This is a genomic window from Salinivibrio sp. MA440 (assembly GCF_001996265.1).
Lineage (GTDB): Bacteria > Pseudomonadota > Gammaproteobacteria > Enterobacterales > Vibrionaceae > Salinivibrio > Salinivibrio costicola.
The window spans coordinates 1-23,414 of the sequence record NZ_MUFI01000002.1; the positions used below are offsets into that span (position 1 = coordinate 1).

General features: G+C 47.9%; 16 protein-coding genes. 8 read left to right on the forward strand and 8 right to left on the reverse strand.

Annotation, left to right across the window (positions count from 1 at the left end; all coding sequences use genetic code 11):
* Window positions 1–674: 674 nt before the first annotated feature.
* The 5 genes from hsdR (at window position 675) to BZG80_RS00690 (ending at window position 9,637) form a co-directional block, all read left to right on the forward strand.
* A complete protein-coding gene (gene hsdR / locus BZG80_RS00655; RefSeq protein WP_077678548.1) occupies window positions 675–3,119 on the forward strand; it encodes an EcoAI/FtnUII family type I restriction enzme subunit R in 2,445 nt (814 codons plus the stop codon).
* Between the two features lie 434 nt (window positions 3,120–3,553).
* A complete protein-coding gene (locus tag BZG80_RS00665) occupies window positions 3,554–4,879 on the forward strand; it encodes an MATE family Na+-driven efflux transporter (protein WP_077678549.1) in 1,326 nt (441 codons plus the stop codon).
* A 139-nt stretch (window positions 4,880–5,018) separates the two neighbouring features.
* Entirely contained in the window at window positions 5,019–6,497 is a 1,479-nt protein-coding gene (locus BZG80_RS00670) for a type I restriction-modification system subunit M (protein ID WP_077678550.1), read from the forward strand.
* The gene (locus BZG80_RS00675; protein ID WP_077678551.1) at window positions 6,497–8,269 is read left to right on the forward strand and encodes a restriction endonuclease subunit S; all 1,773 of its coding nucleotides are present in this window, start codon (window positions 6,497–6,499) and stop codon (window positions 8,267–8,269) included. The genes BZG80_RS00670 and BZG80_RS00675 overlap by 1 nt, the downstream gene beginning before the upstream one ends.
* 891 nt (window positions 8,270–9,160) lie before the next feature.
* Window positions 9,161–9,637 carry a hypothetical protein gene (locus BZG80_RS00690; RefSeq protein WP_077674145.1) on the forward strand — a complete coding sequence of 159 codons (477 nt, stop codon included), beginning with the start codon at window positions 9,161–9,163 and terminating at the stop codon, window positions 9,635–9,637.
* Window positions 9,638–9,977: 340 nt separating this feature from the next.
* Here BZG80_RS00690 and BZG80_RS00695 read toward each other — a convergent pair whose 3' ends face one another.
* From BZG80_RS00695 to arcA, 4 genes are all read right to left on the reverse strand, one after another.
* Window positions 9,978–10,592: a Fic/DOC family protein gene (locus tag BZG80_RS00695; RefSeq protein ID WP_077678552.1), complete on the reverse strand. Its 615-nt coding sequence runs from the start codon at window positions 10,590–10,592 to the stop codon at window positions 9,978–9,980.
* 379 nt (window positions 10,593–10,971) lie between these two features.
* Complete coding sequence (locus tag BZG80_RS16185; RefSeq protein ID WP_274532407.1) at window positions 10,972–11,106, reverse strand: hypothetical protein; 135 nt, start codon at window positions 11,104–11,106, stop codon at window positions 10,972–10,974.
* A gap of 739 nt (window positions 11,107–11,845) precedes the next feature.
* The gene (locus tag BZG80_RS00705; protein WP_077678554.1) at window positions 11,846–12,994 is read right to left on the reverse strand and encodes a DUF3103 family protein; all 1,149 of its coding nucleotides are present in this window, start codon (window positions 12,992–12,994) and stop codon (window positions 11,846–11,848) included.
* Between the two features lie 377 nt (window positions 12,995–13,371).
* Window positions 13,372–14,592 carry an arginine deiminase gene (gene arcA / locus BZG80_RS00710; protein WP_021022643.1) on the reverse strand — a complete coding sequence of 407 codons (1,221 nt, stop codon included), beginning with the start codon at window positions 14,590–14,592 and terminating at the stop codon, window positions 13,372–13,374.
* 327 nt (window positions 14,593–14,919) lie between these two features.
* On the opposite strand from arcA, the gene rraB reads away from it, so the two are divergent.
* A complete protein-coding gene (gene rraB, locus BZG80_RS00715) occupies window positions 14,920–15,303 on the forward strand; it encodes a ribonuclease E inhibitor RraB (protein WP_021022642.1) in 384 nt (127 codons plus the stop codon).
* Window positions 15,304–15,351: 48 nt separating this feature from the next.
* Here the strand turns inward: rraB and BZG80_RS00720 are convergent, their stop codons facing one another.
* From BZG80_RS00720 to pepA, 4 genes are all read right to left on the reverse strand, one after another.
* Window positions 15,352–15,735 carry a DUF2061 domain-containing protein gene (locus BZG80_RS00720; protein ID WP_077459876.1) on the reverse strand — a complete coding sequence of 128 codons (384 nt, stop codon included), beginning with the start codon at window positions 15,733–15,735 and terminating at the stop codon, window positions 15,352–15,354.
* A 238-nt stretch (window positions 15,736–15,973) separates the two neighbouring features.
* Window positions 15,974–18,832, reverse strand: coding sequence for a valine--tRNA ligase (locus tag BZG80_RS00725; RefSeq protein WP_077678555.1), 2,859 nt, complete (start codon window positions 18,830–18,832; stop codon window positions 15,974–15,976).
* Between the two features lie 18 nt (window positions 18,833–18,850).
* On the reverse strand, window positions 18,851–19,351 hold the full coding sequence (locus BZG80_RS00730) for a DNA polymerase III subunit chi (protein ID WP_021022638.1): 501 nt from the start codon (window positions 19,349–19,351) through the stop codon (window positions 18,851–18,853).
* A 150-nt stretch (window positions 19,352–19,501) separates the two neighbouring features.
* Window positions 19,502–21,013, reverse strand: a complete 1,512-nt coding sequence (gene pepA / locus BZG80_RS00735; RefSeq protein WP_021022637.1) for a leucyl aminopeptidase — start codon at window positions 21,011–21,013, stop codon at window positions 19,502–19,504.
* Window positions 21,014–21,207: 194 nt separating this feature from the next.
* Here pepA and lptF point away from each other — a divergent pair, with 194 nt between their 5' ends.
* Both lptF and lptG read left to right on the forward strand, forming a co-directional pair.
* Entirely contained in the window at window positions 21,208–22,308 is a 1,101-nt protein-coding gene (lptF, locus tag BZG80_RS00740) for an LPS export ABC transporter permease LptF (protein ID WP_021022636.1), read from the forward strand.
* Window positions 22,308–23,381 (forward strand): LPS export ABC transporter permease LptG, encoded by a 1,074-nt coding sequence (gene lptG / locus BZG80_RS00745; protein WP_021022635.1) that lies wholly within the window; start codon window positions 22,308–22,310, stop codon window positions 23,379–23,381. Before lptF ends, lptG begins: the two co-directional genes overlap by 1 nt.
* Window positions 23,382–23,414 lie beyond the last annotated feature (33 nt).

Below are 23,414 nucleotides of genomic sequence, written 5' to 3' on the forward strand. Positions count from 1 at the left end.
CTATTATAACTGTTATAATAGTTATAATGGTTATAATAGTTATAAAGTTATAAAGTTATAAAGTTATAAAGTTATAAAGTTATAAAGTTATAAAGTTATAATTCTAATATAACTTTCATCTATTAAAATTTGGATTCTCAAGTGGAATGTTCTAATTTTTAGGTCTGAATTTTATTGCCACCATTGGCACATTCTCTGCCTGCCGTGGCATTTCCTCTGCCAAGATTGACAGTTTCGCTGCCAATCTTGGCAAAACAATGTGCCAAGCAATTTTTTCTAAAAACTTAGGCAAACATACAGTGCATTGTTTAAATTAACAGAGATGAACTTTTGTGTTTTTTATTCTCCAAATGTCACATTAAGAGTAAATAAAATATTGGATTTAAACCATAACCTAGCGCAATAATTTATTATTAATAATATCTCGATGGTATAGGGGGAAGAAAAACCTTTCTTCTAATCGAACAAAGACTGTCACTGCTCGACAGCAGCTTCTTCTGATTAGTCTCATCACAAAATTCTCATTGCATATATAAACCTATTGATGACGGCATGTTCAGGCTCTTCGCCTTATAGGCTAATCCATACCGTTACCCACTTCACTGATAAGTTAGTATCTTTTATGTATCCTTTGGTATAGTCATGAAAGGCACTGTAGTGGGCTAGCCAATCGCATGGAATCGACAATCAATAAATCAAAGCTATCTGAAACCGATATCATCACGAAATTCATACTTCCTGCTATCAAAGGCGCAGGGTGGGATGATATGTCGCAGATCCGTCAAGAAGTAAAACTACGTGATGGTAAGGTCATTGTTCGTGGTCAGGCAGCGGCGAGGAAGAAGGTTAAGTCTGCGGACATCGTCCTTTACCATAAACCGAGTATGCCTCTAGCTGTCGTCGAAGCTAAAGCCAATAAGCATGAAATCGGCAAAGGTATGCAACAAGGTCTAGATTACGCCAGCCTACTTGAAGTCCCTTTTGTCTTTGCCTCAAATGGCGACGGTTTTATCTTCCACGACAAAACCAACCCAGCTCAACTCGAAACTGAAATTCGACTTGAAGACTTCCCAACACCTCAGCGACTATGGGACAAATACTGCATTTGGAAAGGCTACAAAACCGAGCACCTTCCCGTCATTGCTCAAGATTACCATGATGATGGTAGCGGTAAGTCTCCGCGCTACTATCAGCTACAGGCGATAAACAAAACCGTGGAAGCGGTAGCAGCAGGACAAAACCGCGTACTCTTGGTTATGGCAACGGGTACGGGCAAAACTTACACAGCATTCCAGATTATTTGGCGACTATGGAAGTCCCGAGCCAAAAAACGCATCCTGTTTTTGGCGGACAGAAACATCCTGGTCGATCAAACTAAGACCAACGACTTCCAGCCGTTTGGCACCGCGATGACCAAAGTTACTGGTCGAACAGTCGATCCCGCTTACGAAATCCACCTAGCGCTGTATCAGGCTCTGACTGGCCCAGAAGAGCACCAAAAAGCATACAAACAGGTCGATCCTGATTTCTTTGATCTTATTGTCGTTGACGAGTGCCATCGTGGCAGTGCTGCTGAGGACAGCGCATGGCGCGAGATTCTTGAGTATTTCGGTTCAGCGACTCAAATAGGGCTAACCGCGACACCGAAAGAAACCGATATCGTGTCTAACACCGAGTACTTTGGCGATGCCATTTATACCTACTCTCTAAAGCAAGGTATTGAAGACGGTTTCTTAGCCCCTTACAAAGTTGTGCGTGTCGATATCGATGTAGATTTACAAGGCTGGCGACCAACCAAAGGACAAGTCGATAAACATGGTGAAGTCATCGAAGACAGGCTCTATAACCAGAAAGACTTCGACAGAACTATGGTCATTGATGAGCGGACAGAACTTGTTGCACAGACCATCACCAGCTACCTCAAGCGCACCGACCCGATGGCGAAGACCATTGTTTTCTGCAATGACATTGACCATGCAGAACGTATGCGACGAGCGTTGATCAACTGTAACCCTGAGCAAGTTGCTAAAAATGAAAAATACGTAATGAAAATCACTGGTGATGATGAAATCGGCAAAGCTCAGCTTGATAACTTCATCAGCCCCAAAAAGGCTTACCCTGTTATCGCAACCACCTCAGAACTTATGACAACAGGTGTCGATGCAAAAACGTGCAAACTGGTTGTTCTTGACCAGGGCATTCAGTCGATGACCAAGTTTAAGCAGATTATCGGTCGCGGTACTCGTATCGATGATCGTTACGGAAAGCTATGGTTTACCATTCTCGACTTCAAAAAGGCGACTGAACTGTTCGCTGATGAGCGCTTTGATGGTGTCCCTGAGCGAGTTAAAGAGACAAAACCAGAAGACTTCGATACCGATGAAGAGCTAGATGAAATCATCGATGGTGAAGATGAGCTTGAACAAGATGATCCATTTGAAGGCGAAGATATCGACCCCGAAAGCATCCATGAACCCGAATCGTCATACGACTCAGGTTCACCGCCTTCAGGTGGGAGCAATGCCGATGATGATTGGCAGGATGAAAACCGAGTAAGAAAGTTCCATGTCAACGGCGTAACCGTTACAGCCATTGCCGAACGTGTTCAATACTACGATGCCGACGGTAAACTCGTAACCGAATCGTTCAAAGACTATACCCGCAAGACGATGGCAAAACAGTTCACCTCGATGGATGACTTTGTTAAGCGCTGGCAAGATGCCGATAGAAAGCAAGCAATCATTGATGAACTGGCAGAGGAAGGCATCATCTGGGAAGCATTAGAGCTAGAAGTGGGCAAAGATCTCGATCCATTCGACATGATTTGTCATGTCGTTTATGACCAACCAGCGCTCACTAGAAAAGAACGGGTTGATAACGTCAAAAAGCGCAACTACTTCACGAAGTACGGTGAAACGGCTCAGCAGGTGTTGAACAACCTACTGGACAAATACGCTGATGAAGGTGTTCAAGAGCTTGAGAATATTCATGTACTCAAGGTGAAGCCTTTTGATGAGATGGGGCGACCTGCTGAAATTGTCAATAAGTGCTTTGGTGGGAGAGAGCAGTACTTGCAAGCAATTTCTGAGTTGGAAGCTGAGATCTATCATTCAGCCTAATCAGTGTTTAAACCAAGCTAGAGCGTGTTTAGCTTGGTTAACGACCTCAAGTCATAATGCATGCCTATATGTTTGGTAAGCTAAATTCAGATAAAGCACTGTTGGCTAAAAAACACAAAGACGTTTGCCTAAACTCTCTTGCTTATTGTTAGGCGAGTATCGATCTCGCTTTGGCGATGGAGCCAAGCAAGGTAAGCGGCTTGCTTGCAAGCTTAAACACAATGGCCTTCCTAAGCATGCCGTAACCAAGTTGATTTCCCATGGCAAGTATTTGATTGCTCAGCAGATCATTTCAGTACAGTGCAATATTCTGATATTTTTCAGTAACTAATCACGCTGTTTGAAAGACTTAGGAAGAAACAACTGATTAAAATTTTTCTGTGGCGAGTCGCTTTCTCCACGAGATCTCTAGTGAAGATAATAAGGCTTAAAAATTGAAACATCATCAAATAAAGACTATCAATTATCAGCTGTGGCTAGTCCTGATTCTGACAAGCTTAATACCCTTAATCTACTCAACTACACGAATCCACTTCTTGGGCAGCATCCCCAGCCCATGGACTTTTAGCATTGCTGCACAAGTCGCATGGCTCAATGTGGGGTATGAAGTCCTCAGCGAAGCATTACTTATCCCTCTAGCATTTATTCTAGGCAGCGTTATTCATAGTCACGAAGCTTTTCGCGACCGAGCCAGTCTATCTCTTTGGGTTACCTTGATTTGCTATTTTGTGGTGACCTTAATGGTATTGTGGCTAGCGCCGAGCTTTGTTGATGCGATGCAGCAACAGGCTGAACTACTGACCCAGACAATCCAATACATCCGATTGGAATCTGCCGCTATTCTGCTTTCTAGCTTCTATGCGTTTTTATCTTTGGTTCTCGTCCTAAAAAATGAACGAAAGGCGCTGTGTGGCCTTCTACTCGTACAAACGCTCATGACCGTCCTTTGTGACAGCGTCTTTGTTAGTCAATTAAGCTATTCCCTCCAGTTAGGAGTGAATGGTATTGCTCTGAGTAATATCGTGGTCAATAGTCTTCTCGCGCTGTTTGCCCTGATTTATTTATCTAAGTCGGAGATCACGCTGAGCTTCAAGTTTTCTAGAGGACATCAATCGCAGTGGCTTAAAGAATGGGCAAAAATTGGATGGAAATCAGGGCTTGAATCGCTCGTTCGTAATACCGCTTTTATTGTCATGATTCTTCAGCTTATTAACCAAGTACAACAAGCGGGAACGTACTGGGTTGCCAATCAATTTATTTGGGGCTGGTTGCTACTTCCCGTTTTGACGTTAGGGCAGCTGGTTAAGCAAGATGCTGCAACAAACAACGGGCTAACATCTGAGCGAGTCAATGTCTACCTTTGGATCACGCTAGGCATTATTGGGGTTTGGATACTCAGTGCGCCGCTTTGGAACAGCTTTATAGCTAATGTCATGGGAGTGGAGGATTCACAAGCAATCACTCGGCTAGTTTGGCTAATGGTAGGGTTCTATGCCATTTTCAGTTTAAACAATGTTATCGACAGTTACTTTTACGGTATAGGGCGCACTGACTTAATGCTGTATCAATCACTTATCGTAAACACCTTGTTTTACGGTTGTGCTTTTGTGCTTTATCAAATCGGCATCTTTGTTCCTACGCTTGAACGCATTGCCATCATGTTTGGGTTAGGTATTACCGCCGATGCGCTAATCACTTGGGGGTTGTACCTTGTCTTGCGACGTAAGATGACCATGACTCAATATCAAGTAAGTTATTAAATCAGTTACCGTAATGGAGATAAGTGCTCACTAATATCCCAGTGTTATTGGGCACTTCACTCCCTATGTCAGTACTCACATTGACGTAAAAATGCTACTATCGACAACTATTTTTGTAGTCGGTTAGTAGTAGAACTTCATGTCAATCAGTTCAGTGATCAAGTCTATTCAAGACATCATGCGTAAAGATGCGGGGGTTGATGGTGACGCGCAGCGTCTAGGCCAAATGTCGTGGCTGTTATTCCTTAAAGTATTTGATGCACAAGAGGAAGAGCTAGAGTTTGAGCTAGAAGATTACCGAGAACCCATTCCAGCTAAGTACCTTTGGCGAAACTGGGCGGCAAATAAACAAGGCATTACAGGTGACGAGTTACTAGAGTTCGTCAACGATGATTTGTTTCCTGGCCTAAAAAGCCTTAATACGCCTAAAGACATCAATCCACGTGGATTTGTGGTGAAAGAAGCTTTCAGTGATGCCTATAACTACATGAAAAATGGCACATTGCTGCGTCAGGTGATTAACAAACTCAACGAAATTGACTTTACTGACTCTAACGACCGCCATTTGTTCGGTGATATCTACGAGCAAATCCTACGTGATCTGCAAAGCGCTGGAAATGCAGGTGAGTTTTATACCCCTCGCGCGGTGACTCGCTTTATCGTCAATCGCCTTGACCCTAAACTGGGTGAAAAAATTATGGATCCCGCTTGTGGTACGGGTGGGTTCTTGGCCTGCTCGTTCGATCACGTCAAAGAGAACTACGTGGTAACCACGGACGACCATAAAACCCTACAAAGACAAATCCAAGGTGTAGAGAAAAAGCAGTTACCGCACCTGCTATGTGTCACTAACATGATGCTCCACGGCGTCGAAGTCCCAGTGCAAATCAGGCATGGCAACACGCTTAACAAGCCGCTCGCAAACTGGGACAGCAATATCAATGTGATTGCGACTAACCCACCGTTTGGCGGCACAGAAGAGGACGGGATTGAAAAGAACTTCCCTTCCGATATGCAAACTCGTGAAACCGCCGATCTGTTCTTGCAGCTGATTGTGGAAGTATTGGATAAAGATGGTCGCGCTGGTGTGGTGTTGCCTGATGGCACCTTGTTTGGTGAAGGTGTAAAAACCAAAATTAAGAAGATGCTGACGGAAGAGTGTAATCTGCACACGATTGTTCGCTTACCTAATGGTGTGTTCAACCCGTACACGGGCATTAAGACCAACATTCTGTTCTTTACCAAAGGCCAACCGACCAAAGACGTATGGTTCTATGAGCATCCTTACCCAGAAGGTGTGAAGAACTACAGCAAAACCAAACCAATGAAGTTTGAAGAGTTCCAGCAAGAGATAGATTGGTGGGGTAATGAGGCCGATGGGTTCGCTAGCCGTATCGAGACCAAGCAAGCTTGGAAAGTGTCGATTGAAGATATTATCGAGCGCAACTTTAACCTTGATATTAAAAACCCGTATCAGGACGAAGTAGTCAGCTATGATCCTGAAGAATTACTGGCGAGCTATCAGCAGCAGCAACAAGACATCAAAGCACTACGTGACCAACTGAAAGGCATTCTCGGTGATGCGCTTAGCTCTACTGTGAAAAGTGGAGAGCAATAATGGTAGTAGACCAATTTCTTATGAATAAGTTAATTACCGAACATATTGATATTTGGACGTCGGCAGTAAAGACCAGATCGACCTCAGGTCGTGGCAGCAGCAAGAAGCTTGAACTTTACGGTGTTGAAAAGCTGCGTGAGCTAATTCTGGAGTTGGCTGTGCGCGGGAAGTTAGTACCGCAAGATCCCAATGATGAGCCTGCTTCGGTGTTGCTTGAGCGTATCGCGAAAGAAAAAGCGCAATTAGTTAAAGAAAAGAAGATTAAAAAGTCAAAGAAACTTCCTAATATAAGCGATGAAGAAAAGCCTTTTGACTTGCCAAATGGATGGAAGTGGGTACGTTTCCCAGATGTTGCTCATTATGGGGTAGGAAAAACACCTGCTACCAAGAACTCACTGTATTGGGATGAAACTGGAAGTGGAATACCTTGGGTGAGTATTGCAGACCTAAATGACAAATCTACGGTTAGTGTATCCACTAAAAAAGTTAGTGATATAGCGGTAGAACAAGTTTTTAAGCGAACACCGATTCCCGCTGGAACTATGCTGATGAGTTTCAAGCTAACCGTTGGAAAAGCCTCTATTCTCAATGTTGACGCTTTCCACAATGAAGCAATCATTTCTGTATTTCCGTACACAGGAGTTTTGCAAAGTTACTTGTTTAAGGTGTTACCAAGCCGAGCAAACTCGGGAAATAAAAAGAATGCGATTATGGGCTTTACGCTTAACACTGAATCACTATCTTTATTAACTATTCCTTTACCGCCAGAGGCTGAACAACATCGCATCGTCGCCAAAGTCGATGAACTAATGGCGCTCTGCGACCAGCTAGAGCAACAAACCGAAGCCAGTATCGAAGCACATCAAGTGCTGGTAACAACACTGTTGGACACACTCACCAACTCCGCCGATGCTGACGAGTTAATGCAAAACTGGACGCGAATCAGTGAGCATTTCGATACCTTATTCACTACTGAAGAAAGCATCGACCAGCTCAAGCAAACCATCCTACAACTGGCAGTGATGGGTAAACTGGTTCCACAAGATCCAAGCGATGAGCCTGCTGCTGAGCTACTGAAAAGGGTTGCGGAAGAAAAAGCGCAATTAGTCAAAGAGAAGAAAATCAAGAAGCAAAAAGCGCTGCCACCGATTAGTGAAGATGAAAAACCGTTTGAACTCCCGAATGGATGGGAGTGGTGTCGTTTTGATGAGATAATTGATCAGCGTTTTCCTTTGTCATATGGCGTTCTTGTTCCTGGCAATCATGTTGAAGGAGGGGTGCCTCTTGTAAGAATTGGCGATATTGATCTAGCTAACCCAGCAGAGTTGCCTGAAAAATCTATTTCAGCGGAAATAGATTCCAAATATGAGAGAACAAGGCTATTTGGAGGGGAAATCCTTATGGCAGTCGTAGGCAGTATTGGAAAGCTCGGCGTTGTACCTGATAGTTGGAAAGGTGCGAATATAGCAAGAGCATTATGTAGAATATTGCCGTGGGAAGGATTATCAAAAGACTTTTTGTTGGTACTTCTCCAAAGTAACTATATGCAGAATAGCTTTACGGGTGATACTAGGACTCTAGCACAACCAACTCTGAATATCGGTTTGATTAAAAATTCATTAACTCCGATTCCACCTTTGCCAGAACAACTCCAAATTGTGTCTATGGTGAGTGGTTTATTTATGGTATGTGACCATCTTAAGAGCAATATAAAAGAGTCTCAAACCATCCAACTACATCTTACTGACGCTATTGTTGAACAAGCAGTATAACTATGAGCCTATACAATATCGCCAATAAAAACCTCTCACGCTAATATCGACAACTCTTGCAGCCCTCGGCTGCAAGAAAGGCACGATTTACAAGAAGCGCTGAAAGGCTGTATTGATGCCATCGCACCTGATTGCTTGGTGATATCAGAAGAATTTTCAGACTGGGAAGATAGTCGTCGCGGTATAGATCTGTTAGCCATCTCGCGCTAGTTACGGACTAGATCGAGAAACATCAGCCACAAAGCTTGAATGATGTGTTCAATGCATTTAGCGAACCCGTAAGACGACGTATTGCCATCCTAGTCGATGAAAGCCCTCAAGGTAGAATTCGTCGTTTCCAACGATGACGGCGCGCTGATTACGTTGCCTAACGGTGAAGTGATAGCTATCACCTATCAGTAGACTTCTCAGCAATATCACTCGATTGATTCACTTTGCAGAGCAAAGTGGCATGGTTGTAGAGAAAGCAGACTGATTCGGCTACCCAAAACTGAAAGTACCAAGCTTTGAGTAGAACATTGTTCTCCTCAAAGCATTTTTTATTTTTTAATCAAATGCGCAATCTTTAGGTTTTGATAAATTAAGCGGGAACAGTGTTCTCGCAGGATCAATAGCTAGCTAACCAATCCCTTGTTACAACAACGAGCTACTCAGAGAACATTGTTCTCTGTGATGAGAATCTGCTTCACTTTAAGCTGGCGTTGACACTGGCTATTACTCACTTATATTCATCTACATTTATTGTTAAATAATTGTAGATATACATAGAGTAATGGCAGTTAAAACAGCATGGGCAATGAGGGACAGGTTAATTCATATCAACCAATTGAATAGAGACACTGGACTTGATCCGTTTTACTGGACACGCATCGACGACCTGAGGAGGTCAGTATGCCAATCAAGCAGTTTGATAAGTGGATTGATAGCATCGTTTCTAAATACGAAATTGAAGCTCAATGTTGCAGTAAGTTTTCAGATGTTTTCTCAGGCTACTACTCTCCAGAATACTTAGCTAAATGCAAGTTTGTTGTAACGGACGTAATCCCGAAGCCTGACATCCCCGAACTACGCCATATTGGTTTAGGTGATTTTCTTGATATGGATTGTGGAGCAATCACTTACAAACACATGTACTTTATGAAACCCCAGCATCAAGAAGACTTAGAAATTCATATTCACGAACTCATGCATACAATTCAATGGGAGCAGCTAGGTGGAGAAGGCTTTTTGAAGCGGTACGTTCAAGAAATCAATGAACACGGCTATGACAATGCGCCATTAGAGAACATGGCATACGATCTAGGTCGTAGTTTCAAATCAGGTGGCGCTGCAGTTGATGTAGCTAACTTAGTGCGTGAAAAAATATAACAAATTGCTTAACAAAGACTCCTACCGCTTGGCGACTTAAGTCGCAATTTCATTATGGCACAATATTTAAGTTAAGTGGCATCGCGTTGTCGCTTGTTAGCAAGGCGTTATGTGCCCTATTTATCACCCGATCATTGATAATATTGTAGTGTTGATATAAGATCTATAGACAGGTATAACGAAAGCATCGGGATTCTAAATGAGAGTTGAAAAGAAAAAAGTAACTAAAGCTATGATTCTTCGCTCTGTTGCAAGTTCGACGGCGATTGAGACAGGGAAGCCTGTAAAGTCAATAGAACGCAAGTTGAAATCGGATCAGCGTAAGTACGATTCTTTATCATTAGCTGTCTAAGATATCACGTACAAGACGCTCCATGTGCTGATAGTCACCGCCAACACCAGCGTGTATAGAGCGGATGTAGAACTCCTTGTGCTTATCCCACAAGGAATAATCTAGTGGTCCATATCCAGCTTCCTGACTCATATAGTCCATCAAAAGTCTGCTAACTCTTCCGTTTCCTTCACGAAAAGGATGGATCAAAATAAATTCCACATGACTTTTAGCCAAAAAAGAGACAAGTTCCTCTTTAGTGAAGTTAGCTAAGTTCAGTTGTTGTGATAAGTAGTCTGCTTCAAATTTACATATTTGACGTTCAATTTGAAGTGGGGCAGTAAACTCAAAATCACTTTTCCACATTCTAACATTTCTAATGCTTCCCGCCCAAGGGTAAACGTTGCCAAGCCATTGGCGATGCCAGTCGATAACGGTTTGAAAACTCAAGCTAAATGCTTGGTTATCACATGAAAATACCTTTTCATATAGCTTAACCAAAAGTATTGCCTCTACATCATTGATTTCACCGACATCAGTAATGTTAAGCTTGTTTAAGAGCACCTGATCGTTGGAGCCTGGTTGATATTGAGTTTCAGCGGTGTCTACGTCATATCTGGACATAAAAAGTGACTAAAAAAGGAAATTTAGCGTAGTGTAGTGTAAAAGCACATAACAAACGAGTATGTCGTCAATCCTAAATTTTAGCGAGATTTTTATCCCACTTCGCGTGTAGTGGTCAAGAAAAACTGGCCACCAGTTTATAGTTAATCCAGTATTTTTCCTCTGCCAGGTTCGGACTCATACTGTAGTGGCTAACTAAAATTGGCCACGGTGTTAGATCGTGTGAGAACAGAGATCCGTTCAGCAGAATCAGAGTAACCAAACTCGACAAGTGCGGCTTGATGATTTTGTCACGATCTCTGGTGATGGTTTAAGTTCCGTATGCATTCCCACGCGGGAGCGTGGGAACGAGTAATCGTCGCCAATGACATCACCGACGTTAAAGTACGCGTAGGTCGGCATAAGCGCCTTCTCGATCGCGCAAGCTGGGTGTGATTTCTGCCGCGCGCCATCCGACATCGTGGATAAAATTGGCGCCAAACGTGACAGGCGCCCAGGTGGCATAATGCATCATAGTTGACATCTTACCGGGGCTTGTGTCACCTACGCCAATGGCACCATCGATGTATAAATTTTGTCATTGTAGTGGCCCACTAACATTGGCCACGGTGTTAGATCGTGTAAGAACAAGGACCCGTTCAGCAGAATCAGAGTAACCAAACTCGACAAGTTCGGCTTGATGATTTTGTCACGATCTCTGGTGATGGTTTAAGTTCCGTATGCATTCCCACGCGGGAGCGTGGGAACGAGTAATCGTCGCCAATGACATCACCGACGTTAAAGTACGCGTAGGTCGGCATAAGCGCCTTCTCGATCGCGCAAGCTGGGTGTGATTTCCGCCGCGCGCCATCCGACATCGTGGATAAAATTGGCGCCAAACGTAACAGGCGCAGTGCAACTGGCGCCCAGGTGGCATAGCGCATCATTGTTGACATCTTACCGGGGCTTGTGTCACCTACGTCAATGGCACCATCGATGTATAAATTTTGTCATTGTAGTGGCCAACTAACATTGGCCACGGTGTTAGAGCGTGTAAGAACAGAGATCCGTTCAGCAGAATCAGAGCAACCACACTCGACAAGTTCGGCTTGATGATTTTGTAACGATTTCAGTTCATGGTTCAAATCTCGTATGCATTCCCACGCAGGAGCGTGGGAACGAGTAATAGAGATCCAGGGCAGTAACGTCACAGTGAAAAAACGCAGCCCTACGGCTGCGTTTTGTTTATCTCACTCAATGAAACCAAGCCTGTGTTATTGAGTCGGCTCAATGGTCAGTGGCTCCCAGGTCGCCATGGCATTGCCGCCGGCGCCGTATTGGTCTGGGTATGCACGGCCTTTAAGCAGGGTGTAGTACACATCAACAAAGTCATCATCGTTGGTCAGCCAGCCGTCGGGGATGGCTTCGATGATTTTTCCGGTGATTTGCGTGACCACGCCATAGGCTTGCGCTTCCAAGTCGGGGATCGCGGCTAGGATATCGCTCGCCACCTCGTTAAGTTTCAGCGCCAGCTCTTTGTAGTTGGTGCCGTCGTCTTGCTCCATTAAGATCACGTCTGCCGCGCCCCAGCGATAACGATCCCAATGGATCATCACCTGATTAGGATAATAGGTGGTTTTGTCGTAATCCAAATACGGCATATCCACAATGTCGAGCGTTGGTTCGTCACGGCTTGGGTTCACACCGGTGACAATGGCATACACTTCTGCTGCGCCGGAGATCCACGGTTCTTTATCGTCGGCCAGGCGGATGGTTTTTAGCACTGTGGTGTCAATGGGTTGGGCTGGGGCTTGTGCCATCATGCGTGCACTACGACGCATCCGTGGTGCTGGGTTCTGCTCCGCCAAGGTGCGACGCATCACTTCCAATCCGGCTTTTAATGCCGCTTTGCCGTCCGTATCAATCACTAACACGGGGCGGTCAGGCATTTGATAGACGTCTAGCCAGTGGGTGTTGCCCTCAGTGTCAAAGGCCTCAATCTGGGTCCAGCTTTTTTCATCACCGGCCGGCTCAAAGGCAAACAAAGGCGCTTGGCCGGCTTGCCAACGCGCGAGCATGCTTGGGTCGGCTAAGCGTACTTCGAGCAGTTGGTCGGCGACGTCTTCGACCCCTTGCGCCTCACGCAATGCACGGTCAGCGCTGTGCAGCTGAGTATCCAGGCTGCGTTTGCTGCGTGAGCTACGCGCTTGAGGCTGTGTCAGTGCCGACAAGGGGGCATTTAAGCCATAACTATTAATATTGCGCTGTAGCGTTGGGGCAATTTGCGCATAGTCTTGGCTGAGTTGTTTGGCGGTGTCGCGCTTGACTGTGACCACTCGGTGATCTGCATTGCCGGCAAAAGCGGGGGTAAAAGCGTGGGTAAAGCCGACCAATAGCAGCGAAATCAGTGTTTTCTTATTCATCGCATGTCCTCTTGTGTACTTCAACTGACGTTAGCGAACTAACGTTTGTATAGTGCGATGTCTTTGTCCCAACACGCTATGTGTAAAGCGAAGGGGTGAGAGTACCGTTCATAAAAAACGTGTAACCTTGTTGCGACGTTAATCATTTCTGGTACTAGAGTAAATACTCACTCATAAAAAAGCATGATAGCGGGATGAGGTCTCTTTGCCGATCATTTGGCCGATTGTTAATAACATCCTGATAATGATAAAGAAGTGACGATGCGGCGTTAAGGCCGGTTGGCGGGCGTGAATACGAGAGGTTGCGGTTAAACATAACAGTAGACGGTAAAATAAAGCCGCTGGCGAGGCAGCGGCTAAACTGAAACCGGCGAGAGTTAGATACCGTCGCGTTCTAGCGGACAGCTCATGCAGCGTGCACCGCCTCGGCCTCGACCGAGTTGGTCGCCGGGAATAGAGAGCACTTTAATGCCGGCTTTATCATATTTTTCATTGGTGTAGGTATTGCCTTCGTAGCCAATCACGACGCCTGGGCGCACGGTCAGCACGTTGTTGGCATCGTTCCATTGCTCACGCTCGGCGGCATAGCTGTCGCCGCCGGTAGTAATGATGTTTAACGGGCCGACATCCAGCGCTTTTTCAATCGCGGTGAGGTAGCAAGACTGTGCTTCCACGTTAAGGCTGTCTTCCCCTTTACGGGTTAAGCGCCAGCAAGGCAAATCAGGGCGCATCACCGTGGGGTAGACTGAGAAAGTATGGATATCCATGTGGGTCATCACGGTATCCAGGTGCATGCATGAGCGGTTTTTCGGCAATTGCACCGCAATCACTTCTTTGGCTTGACCGCTAAACAGTAGGCTACGCGCTAGCTGTTCAACCCCTTGAGGCGTGGTGCGCTCGGACATGCCAATCAAGACCGCGCCGCGGCCAATGACCAGCACGTCGCCACCTTCAATCGCGGCGTTGTCGTAATCGCGGACCTCATCACCGAGGTAATTGACAAATTGGCTTTGCGCGAACTCAGGATGCCAGCGGTAAATGGCGCGCAAGTGATTGGTCTCTCGCTGGCGGGCGGATTTCGCCATTGGGTTGAGTGAGACGCCGCCATACACCCAGCAGGAGGTATCGCGGGTAAACAGATGGTTGGGCAGCGGCTCAATCACGAAGTCGGTTTTGTCGTGCATCGCTTGCATCATCGAGGATGATTGCACGGGTAAATCGATATAGCTTAAGCCACCGAGCAGAATGTCCGCGAGCGTGTTGTGGTCGATATCGGCCATGTAGGCGCGCACATCGTTGGCAAATTGATAGCCAAGACGGTATTGGTTGAGCTGGGTGTCGAGCAGCCATTGCTTGGCATCAGGTTCGGCTAATGTCTCAACCAGTAAGTCGTGCAGTAGGTGCACCTGCACGCCTTGATCCGTGAGTGTGCGGGCGAACATATCATGCTCTTCGCCGGCACGCTCTACCGCCAGAACATCATCAAACAACAAATCGTGGCAGTTAGATGGCGTTAGGTGGTTTAACGCTCGTTCAGGGCGATGAAGCAGAACGCGCTTCAGTTGCCCAACTTCGGATCCAACGTAAAACTCACTCATGGTAGGTCCTCTTTTTCCTTAATACGGGCCAGGCAATGAGACAAACAGCGCCTTGCACATCCGGGATGTGTGCTCACCGATAAGGTGGGAATGCGGGCCGTTTGCACAGGGTGGGCGTGTCTCATGTCCTCCTTGGATGGTCGAATAATGACAACCTTCCGAGGGGAGGTCAATGTTACAAATCACTAACAATCTCGCCAAACTAGCAAGGTCACAGAAAATTCATCAACTTGGCGGTTTTATCGTCAGCTTCGCGGTGAGCGAACGTGGCATTTTTGCCGAAACCGTGCCATATTGCGCCCGTATTCATTTTCTGGAGTCGCGCTTATGTCACAGGCTGAACTGATTGAACAACAACACCAAGAAACGCGCATGATTATCGAGGAGCTTCTTGCCGACGGCAGTGATCCGGATGCGTTATATACCATTGAGCACCATTTATGCGCCGATACCTTTGCGGCGCTGGAAGATGCGGCGGTCGAGGCCTTTAAAATGGGCTTTGAGGTAGCAGAGGCTGAAGAGCTCGAGCTGGAAGAGGGCGGCACGATTGTTTGCTTTGATGCGGTCATGGAAACCGCCTTGAATGCCGAACGCATTGATGAGCAGGTAGAAAAGTTGGTGGCGTTGGCCGACAAGCACAACATTGATTACGACGGCTGGGGCACCTATTTCGAGTCGGATGAAGACGAAGAAAGCCCAGAAAGCGAGTAAATTTACTCGCACCACTAAATAAAAAGCCACGTTAGCGTGGCTTTTTATTTAATGGTGGTGGCCAAGGTGCACCGGCGCGGGTTTTACCCCATGACGGCGCTGCCAGATTTTTTCATGGAAAAAGTAAGCCAATGTATTGATGCTTGGCTCAACCAGCGCTAATGCACCACCGACTAACCAATCACCGCTGATCAAATAGCCGACCAAGAAAGCGACGTTAAAGTGGATCACCGCAAAGCTGGCGGTTTTAATCACCGGACGCGCTTGACGGCTTAGTTTCCACACTTTTTCATGAAGGTAAAAGGCACCCGTGTTGACCGTTGGCTCGGTCATGGCAATTAAGCTACCTAAAATGATATCGCCGGTGAGCACATACGCGACCGTAAAGGCGATCGAAAAGTGGATAGCGGCAAAACTGAGTGTCTTTTTCATGGTGTAGCTCCTTCGCGGCAACACGCGTTTAATCAACAATGACAGTATGTACGGTTCATGTCGACAAATAAAAACGGTTCTCACTATCTTTTAGATAGAGAAGGGCTATCAAAGGCGATCAGTGCTGGTACAACAACCGTTGAGAAAGTGACCAAGCCAATTGTGTGCTGGTGTTGGGCATAAAAAAAGCCACGCCGATTGGCGTGGCTTATCACAGGGTATCGGTAAGACCGATGAACTATAACGCAGCGATGGTGACCTTTTGCTCACCGAGCTTGGTTAAGGTGTCACGATAGCCATCGAGCTTTTCACGCTCTTTCGCTACCACGGCTTCGGGCGCTTTAGCGACAAAGCCTTCATTGCCAAGCTTACCTTCAACACGCTTGATCTCACCTTCGATTTTGGCGATCTCTTTGTCCAGACGCGCCAGTTCGGCATCTTTATCAATCAAGCCCGCCATTGGGATCAAGATCTCAGCGCTGCCAACCAAGGCAGACGCACAGGCCGGTAGCGTTTCGCTGCCGTCCAGTACCTTGAAACTGCCCAGTTTGGCCAGTGCGTTTAAGGTGGTGCTGTTGCTGCTCGCACGATCAGCATCACGTGAATCGGCGGCTTTTAGCATTACGTCAAGCGGTTGGCTTGGCGCAATATCGTACTCAGCACGTAGGTTACGGATGCTGACGATAAACTGCTTCACCCACTCAATGTCTTCTGACGCTTGGGTGTTCACGTGGCTTTGATCAAATTGCGGCAGAGGCTGCTGCATAATGGTGTCGCCTTCCACGCCGTTTACTAGCGGTTTAACGCTCTGCCAGATCGCTTCGGTGATGTAAGGGATCACAGGGTGCGCCAGACGCAAGGTTTTCTCCAGCACGGTGATCAAGGTATAACGGGTGGCACGCTGTTGTGCGTCGTCACCTTTCCACAGCACCGGCTTGGTCAGCTCCAAGTACCAATCGCAGAATTGATGCCAGATAAACTCATACAAAACGCCCGCCGCCATATCGAGACGGTAGTTGTCGAGGTGGGTGTTAAAGTCTTTGGCCGCTTGTTGGAACTGAGACTCGATCCACTGATCGGCGTTTGAGAAGGTCATCTCGCCGCCGTTCATGCCGCAATCTTGCGCTTCGGTGTTCATCAGCACGTAACGGCTGGCGTTCCAAAGTTTGTTACAGAAGTTGCGGTAACCTTCCAGACGCTTCATGTCCCAGTTGATGTCACGGCCGGTAGAGGCCAGTGCCGCCAAGGTAAAGCGCAAGGCATCGGTGCCGTGGGCGTCGATGCCGTTTTCGAAGGTTTTGCGGGTCGCCTTCTCGATTTTTTCAGCCAGCTTAGGCTGCATCATGTTACCGGTGCGCTTGGCAACCAGATCATCAATACCAATGCCGTCAATCATGTCGAGTGGGTCAAGCACGTTGCCTTTCGACTTCGACATCTTGGCGCCACTTTCATCGCGAATCAGGCCGGTCATGTAGATGGTTTTGAACGGGACTTGTGGCTTGCCGTTTTCATCTTTGATGAAGTGCATGGTCATCATGATCATGCGCGCCACCCAGAAGAAGATAATATCGAAGCCTGACACCAATACATCGGTAGGATGGAAGGTTTTCAGTGCATCGGTATTTTCTGGCCAGCCGAGGGTGCCGAATGTCCAAAGCGCCGATGAGAACCAGGTATCGAGCACGTCTTCGTCTTGGCGCAGCGCGACGTCGTCGCCAATCTGGTTGTCACGACGGACTTCGTCTTCATCGCGGCCCACATAGACGTTGCCTTGGTCGTCATACCAGGCAGGAATGCGGTGACCCCACCAAAGCTGACGCGAAATACACCAGTCTTGTACATCGCGCATCCACGCAAAGTACATGTTTTCGTATTGCTTGGGCACAAACTGAATGTCGCCATCTTCTACCGCTTTGACAGCCGGCTCGGCGAGCGGCGCGGTGCGCACATACCATTGGTCGGTCAGCATCGGCTCAATGACCACGCCACCGCGATCGCCATAAGGGACGGTCAGATCGTGATCTTTGATTTCACCCAGCAAGCCGAGCGCGTCAAATTCGGCGACGATCGCTTTACGCGCCGCAAAACGTTCCAAACCTTGGTAGGCGGCTGGAATGTCGCTCGCGTAGGCGGTGCTTGGCTGGCCTTTGTGATCAAACACTTCTGCGTGCTCGCGGATATCCGCGTTCAGGGTCAAAATGTTGATCATTGGCAGCTGGTGGCGCTGGCCGACTTCGTAGTCATTAAAGTCGTGCGCGGGAGTGATTTTTACACACCCGGTGCCTTTTTCCATATCGGCGTGTTCGTCGCCCACGATCGGGATACGACGATTCACCACTGGCAGCAACACGTGCTGACCAATCAGATCTTTGTAGCGCGGATCGTTTGGGTTTACCGCAACACCGGTATCGCCCAGCATGGTTTCTGGACGGGTGGTGGCAACGACAATGTAGTCTTTACCGTCTGCGGTTTTGGCACCATCAGCCAGTGGATAACGGAAATGCCACATGTGGCCTTTCTTGTCTTTGTTTTCCACTTCCAAGTCCGAAATCGCCGTGTGCAGTTTCGGATCCCAGTTCACCAAGCGTTTGCCGCGATAAATCAAGTCTTCTTTGTGCAGGCGCACAAACACTTCTTTTACCGCATTGGAGAATCCTTCGTCCATGGTGAAACGTTCGCGATCCCAGTCGACAGAGGCTCCCAAGCGGCGCAGCTGTTGGGTAATGGTACCACCGGATTCGCCTTTCCATTGCCAAATTTTGTCAATAAACGCGTCACGGCCGTAGTCGTGCTTGGTTGTGTTTTCTTCGGCTGCGATCTTACGTTCCACCACCATCTGCGTGGCAATACCGGCGTGGTCGGTCCCCACTTGCCAAAGGGTATTTTTACCTTTCATGCGCGCGGCACGGGTCAGGGTATCCATGATGGTATCCTGAAACGCGTGGCCCATATGCAGGCTACCGGTTACATTCGGAGGTGGGATCATGATGCTAAAGGCATCTTTGCTGGTATCACCATGAGGTCGGAAATAGCCCGCCTCTTCCCAGCGCTGATACAGCGCTTTTTCAATTGATTGTGGATTATATGTCTTTTCCATAGCGCTCTTGAAAGATCGTCAAGGGTTGGGCGATTGGTCGATGGCCAAGGTATGAAGTTGCAGGCCTGCCAGTCGGTATGCTTTATATCGGTGACGCGCGTGCTGTTTAAGCGTCTCATCGCAAGGGACGAAGTCTACCACTTGTGCAAACGAAGGCGCAAAATTTGATGCCTCTGTCGCCAAATTGATTAACACACTGCGATGACCGGTATGGCGCACACCTGGCCAGCCTATTTCCACCGGTGCGCCGCCTCGCGGCCCTTCACCGACCAGGTTATGGGGCACGAAGGTATCTGGGTCACGTTGCCATAAAGCGTCATCCAATTGATGCGCTTGGGCTTGGTCCTGTGCGGCCAGATAAATGCGTTGCCCTTGTTGATAGTAGTAAAAAGCCAAATCAATGGCCGTGTCTATCAGTATTTGTTGTTCACGCGCTTGCTGCTCAGGTGTCAGCCCCAGGCTGTTGCTGTCGTCTGCCGGCTCGGGCGGCGACAAAAGATAAAAGGTGGCGGTGGGCATATACGCTCCTAAATGTGAGAAACGGCCTCCGTCCCAAAAGCGGGGTGTCCGGGTAGCGCGGAGCCATCAACATAGCCGATTGTGCGTGCAGACACCAGTGCCGGATAAAGTTTCAACAAAAAAGGAGGCCGGTGGGCCTCCTGTTCGTGGTTACTCTTCCAATTCAAGCCCGGAGCGGTTGAGTAAAAATTGCACCAGCAGAGGAACGGGACGGCCGGTGGAACCTTTTTCTTTGCCGCCGCTTTTCCAAGCAGTCCCGGCGATGTCTAAGTGTGCCCAGTTGTACTTTTTGGCAAACCGAGACAAGAAGCAGCCCGCGGTGATGGTGCCACCGCCTTTACCACCAATATTGGCCATATCGGCAAAGGGGCTATCGAGTTGCTCTTGGAACTCATCCGTCATTGGCAGGCGCCACGCACGGTCACCGGCTTGCTCTGAGGCACTGATAATATCGTGCGCCAAGGGGTTCTGGTTAGCAATCAGGGCGCTGATGTGATGGCTAAGGGCCATAATGCACGCGCCGGTGAGGGTTGCCACATCAATCACACACTCTGGCTCATAACGCTCTACATAGGTGAGGGCATCACAAAGTACTAAGCGACCTTCGGCGTCGGTATTGAGCACCTCGACCGTTTGCCCTGACATGGTCGTCAGGATGTCACCAGGACGATAGGCTTGGCCGTCTGGCATGTTTTCACAACCGGCGAGCACACCCACGACATTGATAGGTAGGTTGAGCTCGGCCAAGGCACGCATCACCCCAAATACCGATGCGGCACCGCCCATGTCGTACTTCATCTCATCCATACCGGCACCGGGCTTAATGGAAATACCGCCCGAGTCAAAGGTGAGGCCTTTGCCGACGAGCACAATCGGTTTTGCCTCTGGATCAGGGCTGCCCTTGTACTCCATGATCGACATCATCGATTCATTTTTTGAGCCACGGCCAACCGCAAGATAGGAATGCATGCCCAGCTTGTCCATTTCTTCTTCACCGATAATACGGGTGGTGACCGCATCATAGTCATCGGCTAAACGGCGCGCTTGCGAGGCAAGATAGGCAGGGTTCGCCACGTTCGGTGGCATATTACCCAAATCTTTACAGGCATTCACACCAGAAGCGATCGCTAAGCCATGCGCGATGGCACGCTCACCCAGGTTTAATTCACGACGCGTTGGGACGTTGAACACCATTTTGCGTAATGGGCGACGAATTTCTGGCTTAACACTCTTGAACTGGTTAAAGGTGTACAGACTGTCTTTGGTGCTTTCAACCGCTTGACGTACCTTCCAGTATGTATCACGGCCTTTAACGTGTAGCTCGGTTAAAAAGCAGACCGCTTCCATCGAGCCGGTTTCATTGAGGGTGTTAATGGTTTTTTTGATGATTTCTTTGTATTGGCGCTCGCCGAGCTCGCGCTCTTTACCACAACCCACCAGTAATACGCGCTCAGATAACACGTTCGGAACATGGTGTAGCAGGAGCACTTGGCCGGGTTTACCTTCAAGATCACCGCGGCGCAGCAGGGCGCTGATGTAGCCGTCGCTGATTTTGTCGAGTTGCTCGGCCACGGGGGATAGGCGGCGAGGCTCAAACACGCCAACGACAATACAGGCACTGCGTTGCTTTTCGGGGCTACCGCTCTTTACACTGAACTCCATTTGTACTCCTAGATCCTAAAGACAATTGAGACCAAATGTTGGATAATGCCGCCTCTATATGTTGTTGAACGCAATTTAATGCGTCCAGATTAGCCGGCGGTCAACAAATGGCCGAAAGATTAGAAAACAACTAATTAACCCAGAAACTATAGTTATTCGAGTAAAAAAACAAGTTTTCCATAGGTGCCTTCGCTTTGATAATTGTTCGATATTTGATCCGGGAGACAGTTAAAACACAAGTTGCCGTTTTATTTGTGTTGTTTCTGGTCTTTTTTAGCCAAAAATTTATCCGTGTGCTTGCCAGTGCCACGGAAGGATCGATCCCGGGGAATCAGATCATTACCTTAGTCGGTTTATATATGCCGTCGATGGCAATGCTGATGTTACCTTTGAGCTTGTATATCGGCATTTTGATTACATTCGGGCGGCTCTATGCTGAGAGTGAGATCACGGTCATGAACGCCACTGGGATTGGCAATGAGTTTCTGATCCGCGCTGCGCTGTATCTCGCGATTATCACCGGATCCGTGGCGGCGTTTAACTCGCTTTGGCTAACGCCATGGGCCAATAACCAAGAGCTCGAGGTGATGGAGCAATTAGAGGCCAAATCCGGTTTAGAATTGTTGGTGCAAGGGCAGTTTCAAAGTGCGCCATCGGGTGAGGCGGTGATTTTCGTCGATAATATCGAAGATGATGGTAAAACGCTCAAGCAGGTATTTGTCGCTCAGCCCGTCCCCCAAGGCTCTTTACTGCCGAATGTGGTGGTGGCCGATAAAGGCTATGTGTCTGAGCTGCCTGACGGTCGACAAGTCTTGGATTTGTTAGAGGGAACCCGTACCGAGGGCGTACCGACTCAGCTTAACTATGGTGTAACGACCTATAAAAACTATCAGGTATTGATTGGTCAGCGCGAAGTGCGTGAAAAAAGTCGTGACTGGGATGCGATGCCAACCTTGCAATTGGTTGGTGAATCAAGTTTGAAGGCGCGCGCCGAACTGCAGTGGCGTATTTCCTTGGTATTGTGTATCCCCTTGATGACCATGATTGTGGTGCCGTTGTCGGCGGTGAATCCGCGTCAGGGACGCTTTGCCAAACTCTTCCCCGCGATAATGATTTATCTGGCCTATTTTTTATCGATCAGCGCGGCGAAATCCGCGGTAGAAGATGGCGATCTGCCCGCACAAATTGGTCTGTGGAGTATCAATGTGGCCGCCTTATTACTGGCCGTGATCCTCGCCAGCTGGGATTCGCTACCGGTGAGAAAACTCAAAGCTAGCTTAAAAGGATCTGCCTGATGTTTCGCATTCTTGATTGGTATATTGGCCGGACTTTGATAGGCACCTCGTCACTGTGCTTGGCGACCTTGGTGGGATTGTCTGCGATCATCAAGTTTGTCGAGCAGCTGCGCTCGGTCGGTGATGGTACCTACACCATGGGTAAAGCGATTTTGTATGTGTTGCTCAGCATGCCGCGCGATATTGAAATGTTCTTCCCCATGGCGGTTTTGCTGGGGGCATTGATTGGTTTGGGAATGCTGGCCTCAAGCTCAGAGCTGGTGGTGATGCAGGCCGCTGGGGTGTCGAAACTCCAAATTGGCCTATCAGTGCTTAAAACGGCCATTCCGTTAATGTTGATTGTGATGGTGCTGGGCCAGTGGGGCGCACCGGATGCCCAAAAAGCCGCTCGTGAGCTGCGTGCCATTGCCAAATCAGGTGGAAACGTGATGTCGGTGCGGCGTGGGGTTTGGGCGAAAGATGGCGACGATTTTATTTATATCGCCCGCGCGGATGAGCAAGATACGTTGACCGGTGTGAGCATTTGGAAGTTTGATGACCAGCAAACCATGACCAATGTGGTGTTTGCTGAGCGTGCTGATTATCTCAATAAAGACAGTTGGATGCTTAAAGATGTGACCATTACGCGAATGCAAAATCAAACCGCGCTGAGCAATGTAGAGCAGGATGAATTGGTTTGGAATACCACACTGACGCCTGACAAATTAGCGGTGGTGACGGTGAAACCCGAAGAGCTACCGCTATCGGGTTTGTATAGTTATGTGTCCTACCTTAAAGCGTCACAGCAAGATGCGTCACGTTATGAGCTGGCCCTGTGGCGCAAAGCGGTACAGCCGCTGTCGATCGCGGTGATGATGCTGTTGGCGCTGAGTTTTGTCTTTGGCCCTTTGCGAAGTGTCACCATGGGTGCGCGGGTGCTATCAGGGGTGATTTTTGGCTTTGGCTTTTATATCGCCAACGAAGTCTTTGGGCCGATGAGTTTGGTGTATCATCTCCCTCCGGCCATTGGTGCTATCACCCCAAGTGTCATTTTTCTGGTGATCACCTTGCTGTTACTGAGACGCAAGCTGTAGTGCTGAAAGTAAACGCTTAGCGACAAGGTAAGG

Bases quoted from the DNA above. Each gene is read 5' to 3' on its own strand.
- hsdR (WP_077678548.1), top strand. From the start codon at position 675: ATGGAATCGACAATCAATAAATCAAAGCTATCTGAAACCGATATCATC.
- BZG80_RS00670 (WP_077678550.1), top strand. From the start codon at position 5,019: ATGTCAATCAGTTCAGTGATCAAGTCTATTCAAGACATCATGCGTAAA.
- BZG80_RS00675 (WP_077678551.1), top strand. From the start codon at position 6,497: ATGGTAGTAGACCAATTTCTTATGAATAAGTTAATTACCGAACATATT.
- BZG80_RS00690 (WP_077674145.1), top strand. From the start codon at position 9,161: ATGCCAATCAAGCAGTTTGATAAGTGGATTGATAGCATCGTTTCTAAA.
- BZG80_RS00695 (WP_077678552.1), bottom strand. From the start codon at position 10,592: ATGTCCAGATATGACGTAGACACCGCTGAAACTCAATATCAACCAGGC.
- BZG80_RS16185 (WP_274532407.1), bottom strand. From the start codon at position 11,106: ATGATGCATTATGCCACCTGGGCGCCTGTCACGTTTGGCGCCAATTTT.
- BZG80_RS00705 (WP_077678554.1), bottom strand. From the start codon at position 12,994: ATGAATAAGAAAACACTGATTTCGCTGCTATTGGTCGGCTTTACCCAC.
- arcA (WP_021022643.1), bottom strand. From the start codon at position 14,592: ATGAGTGAGTTTTACGTTGGATCCGAAGTTGGGCAACTGAAGCGCGTT.
- rraB (WP_021022642.1), top strand. From the start codon at position 14,920: ATGTCACAGGCTGAACTGATTGAACAACAACACCAAGAAACGCGCATG.
- BZG80_RS00720 (WP_077459876.1), bottom strand. From the start codon at position 15,735: ATGAAAAAGACACTCAGTTTTGCCGCTATCCACTTTTCGATCGCCTTT.
- BZG80_RS00725 (WP_077678555.1), bottom strand. From the start codon at position 18,832: ATGGAAAAGACATATAATCCACAATCAATTGAAAAAGCGCTGTATCAG.
- BZG80_RS00730 (WP_021022638.1), bottom strand. From the start codon at position 19,351: ATGCCCACCGCCACCTTTTATCTTTTGTCGCCGCCCGAGCCGGCAGAC.
- pepA (WP_021022637.1), bottom strand. From the start codon at position 21,013: ATGGAGTTCAGTGTAAAGAGCGGTAGCCCCGAAAAGCAACGCAGTGCC.
- lptG (WP_021022635.1), top strand. From the start codon at position 22,308: ATGTTTCGCATTCTTGATTGGTATATTGGCCGGACTTTGATAGGCACC.